This window comes from Salinivibrio sp. IB282 (genome assembly GCF_001995685.1).
GTDB classification, from domain to species: domain Bacteria; phylum Pseudomonadota; class Gammaproteobacteria; order Enterobacterales; family Vibrionaceae; genus Salinivibrio; species Salinivibrio kushneri.
The window spans coordinates 1-1,286 of sequence record NZ_MUET01000154.1; the positions used below are offsets into that span (position 1 = coordinate 1).

Below are 1,286 nucleotides of genomic sequence, written 5' to 3' on the forward strand. Positions count from 1 at the left end.
GTGTAGCGTACGCATAACGCGATCGTAGCTATTTTTCGGTGTCATTTGTTCCCGCTCCCAATTACTAATCCAGCACAGTATATAAGGTGAACGGCAATATAGAAGCTGTTCACCTTGAACATGATGTTCGAATAATTCTAACGAACTCTGTGCGGTGTTACGACTCGTTAGCGGTCCAGCTTAGGCTTAATGAGACAGAGTCGGCAAATCTGAGTGCATGCGGCTTATCAATGGTCACTTGTGCGTAGCGCACCCAGTGATGATCACGTGTAATCTCTAAAACACCCGCAACCAGCTTTTCGAGTAAGAGAAAACGTCCGTTCTCAACATAGTCAATAATCGCTTTGGTTATATCTTTGTAATTGAGTGCATCATCAACGTTGTCTTCTTCACACGCCTTGTGGCCTGGATAATGAATCTCGACATTGATGACTACGTCTTGTTTTTTCTCCTGCTCGTCAGGATTAAACCCAATGTAAGTACGTAGGCGCAGGTTGGTTATTTTAATCACAGCGTCGTTCATAGTCGTTTCCTGGTCACGAAAGTTAGATAAGATGGCGGCCGCCATCAAGTTTGATGGATTGGCCAGTCATATGTTGACTCGCAAGGATAAATTCGCATGCATTCACCACTTCTTGCTCACCGGGGACCGATCTTAATAGTGACTTACGGCGTGCTTTTTCTCGATAGGCTTCATCATCGCCATCATTAAACATGATTAATGCTGGTGAAATACTGTTCACTTTAATTGATGGTGCCATTTTCTGTGCAAGCGAGAGGGTAAGATTTTCGAGCGCAGCTTTGCTGGTGGCATAAGCGGTGTGTTTGGCACTACCTTTTTGCGCGACATAATCGGTGAGATGGATAATATCACCCTGTTGCATCCAGCGGGGCGCGACCATATTGATGAGATAAGGTGTTTTTGCATGGATTTGCATCATGTTATCAAACAGCGATGCAATATCTTGGCTGTGTTTCTCACTGTCCCAAGATGACGCATTGTGGATCAATGTATCGAAAGTGGGATTTAAAGCATCAATGCGGTCAATGAAGGAATAAACGCCCTCATCCGTTGAGAAGTCTGCGTGCAAACAACGCGCGCCCCGCGCTCTTAAATCGGCCACTTGAGGGCGCTCGGTACGATAAGATAACGTTACCTGGTGACCCTGATTGAGAAAGTGGCAGGCGAGTGCGTAGCCAATGCGCTGTCCGGCGCCGGTAATCAATATATGCTTTGTTGTCACGCGTGTTCCTTTGCATTTATGTATGGATGGCATCAATAACAA

General features: G+C 45.7%; 2 protein-coding genes. Both read right to left on the bottom strand.

Annotated features, from left to right (window positions below):
- Window positions 1–157 precede the first annotated feature (157 nt).
- On the bottom strand, window positions 158–523 hold the full coding sequence (gene folX / locus BZG14_RS15320; RefSeq protein WP_077486620.1) for a dihydroneopterin triphosphate 2'-epimerase: 366 nt from the start codon (window positions 521–523) through the stop codon (window positions 158–160).
- A 22-nt stretch (window positions 524–545) separates the two neighbouring features.
- A complete protein-coding gene (gene folM / locus BZG14_RS15325) occupies window positions 546–1,244 on the bottom strand; it encodes a dihydromonapterin reductase (protein WP_108743583.1) in 699 nt (232 codons plus the stop codon).
- Between the last annotated feature and the right edge of the window lie 42 nt (window positions 1,245–1,286).

Coding starts and splice junctions, on each gene's coding strand:
- folX (WP_077486620.1), bottom strand. CDS start 523: ATGAACGACGCTGTGATTAAAATAACCAACCTGCGCCTACGTACTTAC.